The organism is Nocardia sp. No.11, assembly GCF_038752175.1.
GTDB lineage: Bacteria > Actinomycetota > Actinomycetes > Mycobacteriales > Mycobacteriaceae > Nocardia > Nocardia canadensis.
Window position 1 is genome coordinate 2,963 of record NZ_JBCGFB010000191.1, and the last position, 4,571, is coordinate 7,533.

4 protein-coding genes and 1 pseudogene are annotated in these 4,571 nt (G+C 70.2%); all 5 read right to left on the minus strand.

The annotated features are described in order from the left end of the window. Positions 1 to 92 precede the first annotated feature (92 nt). Positions 93 to 950, minus strand: coding sequence for a metallophosphoesterase (locus tag V8688_RS30470; protein WP_342802237.1), 858 nt, complete (start codon positions 948 to 950; stop codon positions 93 to 95). Then, positions 947 to 2,314: an ABC transporter substrate-binding protein gene (locus tag V8688_RS30475; RefSeq protein ID WP_218719803.1), complete on the minus strand. Its 1,368-nt coding sequence runs from the start codon at positions 2,312 to 2,314 to the stop codon at positions 947 to 949. The genes V8688_RS30470 and V8688_RS30475 overlap by 4 nt, the downstream gene beginning before the upstream one ends. Before the next feature lie 33 nt (positions 2,315 to 2,347). Next, positions 2,348 to 3,478 carry an ABC transporter ATP-binding protein gene (locus V8688_RS30480; protein WP_342802238.1) on the minus strand — a complete coding sequence of 377 codons (1,131 nt, stop codon included), beginning with the start codon at positions 3,476 to 3,478 and terminating at the stop codon, positions 2,348 to 2,350. A 9-nt stretch (positions 3,479 to 3,487) separates the two neighbouring features. Further along, positions 3,488 to 4,354: an alpha/beta fold hydrolase gene (locus tag V8688_RS30485; RefSeq protein ID WP_342802239.1), complete on the minus strand. Its 867-nt coding sequence runs from the start codon at positions 4,352 to 4,354 to the stop codon at positions 3,488 to 3,490. Continuing rightward, positions 4,354 to 4,571: pseudogene (locus tag V8688_RS30490) on the minus strand (DUF4442 domain-containing protein); the annotation flags it as partial. The pseudogene V8688_RS30490 and the gene V8688_RS30485, both read right to left, overlap by 1 nt.

Below are 4,571 nucleotides of genomic sequence, written 5' to 3' on the forward strand. Positions count from 1 at the left end.
GCGCCGCGCGCCGGGTGAACCGGCGCGGACCCGCCGCGGGGGCGATGATCGCCGCCCGCGGCGGGTCCTGCCTGTCGTCGATGACGAACATGTCACCGCGTCCGTGCGGCGATCGCCGCCAGCTGTTCGAGCACCTCGGCCTCGGGCCGGTCGTAGACCGGGGTGGCCGGGGTCGCCTCGATCGCGGTGGCCAGCACCGTCGAACCGACGACATCGATCCGGCTGTACCCGAATCCGGCGAACCCGCGGTGCCTGCCCGCCGGGGGCATCGGATCGATCCGGTACGACAGCGCGGGCCCGATCCACACCGGGATCCCCGCGATCGCCGCGGCGGCCGTCAGATGGTTGTGCCCGCACAGGATCATCCGCACATCGGACCCCGCGAGGACCTCCGCCAGCCGGTCGGCGTCCTCGAGCTTGAGGAAGTCGACGGTGGCGATGGGCGACGGCAGGGGCGGATGGTGCAGCACCAGCACGGTGCCCCGGGGCGCGGGGGTGCGCAGCTGCACGCTCAGCCAGGCCAGCTGCTCGAGTTCGAGCCTGCCCTCGTGCCGCAGCGGCGTGGTGCTGTCCAACGCGATGATGCGCAGACCGGCGACCTCGACGATGCGGTCGTGGGGCAGCGTGGTGTCCACCGAGCCGGGAGCCAGGTCGAGCAGCTCCTCACCGAAGGCGCCACGTTCGTCGTGATTGCCCATGACGTAGACGATCTCGGCGCCGAGTTCGGCCGCGACCGGTTCGACGGCCGCCCGCAGCCGCCGGTACGCCTCGGGTGACCCGTTGTCGGACAGGTCACCCGAGAGCACCAGGGCGTCGACGTGCTGCCCGGCCTCGCGCAGGTGGGTGAGCACCCGGGTGAGGTTCGCGTCGGTGTCGACGACACCGTGGACGAGCTCACCGGCCGGGCGCAGGTGGGTATCGGTGAGCTGGACGATGGTCAGATCGCTCATGCGACCGGCAGGAGTTTGGTGCCCTCTGCCTGCGCAGCGGTCAACGTGGACTGCGGATCCTTGCCCTGGAACACGATGGCTTCGACGGCGTCCATCATGCCGTCGCGCATCTGCAGATAGTTGTTGCCCGGCATGGACACCCACGGCTCCATGTTCGCCAGCTGGGCGACGTTCGGCTTCAGCAGCGGATTCTTGGCGGCCCAGTCCTTGAGTCCGTCGGCCTGATCGAGCAGTCCGGTGCGCAGCGGCAGGTAGCCGATGTTCTGCGCGATCTTGATGTAGGACTCCTCGCTGGTGAGGAACTTGATCAGCTCCCAGGAGGCACGCTGCTTGGCCGGATCGTTGGACAGGATGTGCAGGCCCGCACCGGAATTCGTGGGCACGGTCGGCTTGCCTGCGAAGGACGGCATCGGCGCCGACCGCAGGTCCCACTTGTCCTTGGCGCCGGTGACGAAGGTGCCCTGGATGGCGCTGGTCTCGAGGATCATGCCGATCTCGCCGCGCGCGAACGCCTCGTAGCCCTGCTTCTGGTTCAGCTTGGGCATGCTGCCCGTGTTCACCAGGTCCTGCGCCATCTTGGTCACCTCGACGACGGGCGCGGAGGCGTAGGTGAGGGTGCGGCGGTCCTCGGCGATGACCCGGCCGCCGTTGGAGCGCACCAGCGACTGGAAGCACCAGTCCTTGGCGGTCTTGGTCAGGCAGTCGATGTAGACACCGCCCTTGCCGGTGCGGTCGGCGATCTGCTTGGACGCGGTCGCGACCTCGGCCCAGGTGGCAGGCGGCGTGGCCGGATCCAGACCGGCCTCGGTGAACAGCGAGGCGTTCAGGTACAGCACGGGGGTGGAGAACACGAAGGGCACGCCGTAGGTGTGGCCGTCCCAGTCGTCGAGGACGCGGGCGCGCGGGGCGTAGGCGTGTCGGCCGTCGAAGTTCTCGGCCACCTCCTGCTTGCCGACGAGGGTGTCGAGCGGCTTGGCCTGCAGCTGGTGCACGGTGAAGTCCAGGTCGGAGAAGCCGAGCTGGGCGACGTCGGGCGGGGTGCCCGCGACCATCTGGTTCTGGATGCTGGAGATGGTGTCGGTGGCCGGGTTCGGGCTGTTGCCCTGCGGCTTCTGCGCGGTGACCTTGATGTTGGGGTACTTCTTGCCGAAGTCGGCGATCAGCGCGTTGAACGTGTCGGTCCAGGCGCCGGCGAGCCCGTAGTTGTAGGACTCGAACACGATCGAGACCTGCTGGTCGGGCTTCAGCTCCGGAATCTGCGCGGTCGTCGTGGTGTCCGAGGACACGGTGCCGCCCAGACCGCAGCCGCTCAGGGCGACGGCGGTGGTGAACACCACGCCCAAGATGGGCAGGGTGCGTTTCATGGTGGTTCTCCTCATCAATGGTTCGTGCGGTAGTCAGGGGACGGGCACGGCAGCCGCGTCCTGGTTGGGGATCGACTCCGGTTGCGGCGCCTGCCAGGTCAGGCGCAGACCGGTGTCGGGATCGAACAGGTGGATGTCGGCGGGGTCGACCCGCACGGCGATGTCCTCGCCGACGCGCACCCCGGCCGGGCGCGGCGCGCGCACGCACAGGCTGGTGGTGCCCGCGTCGAGGTGCACCAGTTCCTCGCTGCCGAGGTTCTCGACCATCCGCACCCGGCCGCGGACGGCGCCGCCGGCGGGGTCGATGCGCAGGCGCTCCGGCCGGATACCCGCGATCACCGCGGTGGCGGTGTCGAGCTCGTCGGTGATGTCGAGCGCGGCGTCGACACCGTCGGCCGTCACGCGCAGGGCACCGCCGCGCGACTGGACGACCGCGGGGAACAGGTTCATCGGCGGCGAGCCGAGGAAACCGGCGACGAAGGTCGAGCGCGGCTGGTCGTAGAGCTCGGCGGGGGTGCCGCACTGTTCGACCCGGCCCTCGTTGAGCAGCGCGATGCGCGAGGCCATCGTCATCGCCTCGACCTGGTCGTGGGTGACGTAGAGGAACGTCGCGCCCAGTCGCTGGTGCAGGGCGATCAGTTCGGCGCGGGTCGCGCTGCGCAACTTGGCGTCCAGGTTCGACAGCGGCTCGTCCATCAGGAACGCGCCGGGATCGCGGACCATGGCGCGGGCCAGGGCGACGCGCTGGCGCTGGCCACCCGAGAGCGCGACCGGCTTGCGGTCGAGCAGCGCGGACAGCTCCAAGGTGGCCGAGACCTCGGCGACCCGCTGGGCGATCTCGGCGCGCGGCTTGCGCCGGGCCCGCAGCGGGAACCCGATGTTCTTGGCCACCGACAGGTGCGGGTAGAGCGCGTAGCTCTGGAACACCATCGCCAGGTCACGACGCTGCGGCGCCGCGTCGGTGACGTCGTTGCCGCCCACCAGGATGCGGCCCTCGCTCGGCTCCTCCAGCCCCGCGATCATCCGCAGCAGGGTGGACTTGCCGCAGCCACTGGGGCCGAGCAGCACCATGAATTCGCCGTCGGCGATGTCGAGGCTGACCTCGCGCACGGCGTAGTCGGTGTCGAACTTCTTCGACACCGCTTCGATCTGCAGTCGTGCCACGTCTCTCCTTCAGGCCGGCGCGGTGCCGGCGGTGATCCACTGCGACACGCCCGCCGCGATCGCGGGCGAGTCCTTGAGCCAGGTGAAGTGATCCAGGTGCTCGACCGCGGAGTTCTCGTCGAGGTGCCACTGGGTCACCGCGGCCGAGGGCATCCGCGAGACCAGGAAGTCGACATTGGACTTGGGGCCGAGCACGTCCTGGGACAGCGAGATCGCCAGCACCGGCAGGGTCATGTTCGCCAGCAGCGTGTTGTAGCGGCGCTTGCTGCCGCTGGGGCGGTAGTAGCTGGTCAGCGAGTGGATCGACCAGTCGACCATCACCCCGCCCGGCATCGGCGCCGGGATCAGCACGCCGCCGGGCCAGTGCCCCTTGATCCGCGACACCAGGCCGATCCACTGGATCTGGCTCAGTGCCTCGAACCAGCGGCGCGGGCCGAAGGCCCACCAGAACACGGTGCCGGTACCGATCACGGTGACCCCGGCGACGCGCTCGGGTTCGGCGGCGGCGAACAGCAGCGCGAGCTGGCCGCCCAGGCTGTGCCCGAACAGGTGCAGCGGCGCCTGCGGGAATCGCTCCTCGATCGCGGAAACGACGGCGGGCAGGTCGATCTCGAGCATTTCGCGGTAGCCGAAGTCGGTGTGCTCGCCGAGCGCGGGCTCGGCCTCGCCGTGGGCGCGCAGATCGCAGGTCACCACCGAGAGACCGGTGGCGTGCAGGGCCTTGGCCAGCGACTGGTAGTTGCGTGCCTTCATCGCCATGGCGGGCAAGATCAGCACCACCGGGGCGGTGGGGTCGTCGGCGGCCAGCCAGCGCACGGTGAAGCGCACGCCGTCGGCGGTGTCGACCGTGGTGGCGTCGGGCGTGGTCGTGGTCATCACTCGTCCGTTCCGGCGATGCGCACATCGCACACGTAGTCGAAGGTGAATTCGGCAGTGAGCACGTCGTTGTCGTCGAGCAGCTCGGCGCGGCCGGACAGCTCGAATCGGGCGGTCGCGGTCGCGGCCAGGACGGCGGCCAGGCCGTCGGGGTCCACGGTGGCGACGGCGCGGATGCGGCCGCGGGCCGGCTTGCGGTAGGCGGCGGTGCCGCCGC

Bases quoted from the DNA above. Each gene is read 5' to 3' on its own strand.
- V8688_RS30470 (WP_342802237.1), bottom strand. From the start codon at position 950: ATGAGCGATCTGACCATCGTCCAGCTCACCGATACCCACCTGCGCCCG.
- V8688_RS30475 (WP_218719803.1), bottom strand. From the start codon at position 2,314: ATGAAACGCACCCTGCCCATCTTGGGCGTGGTGTTCACCACCGCCGTC.
- V8688_RS30485 (WP_342802239.1), bottom strand. From the start codon at position 4,354: ATGACCACGACCACGCCCGACGCCACCACGGTCGACACCGCCGACGGC.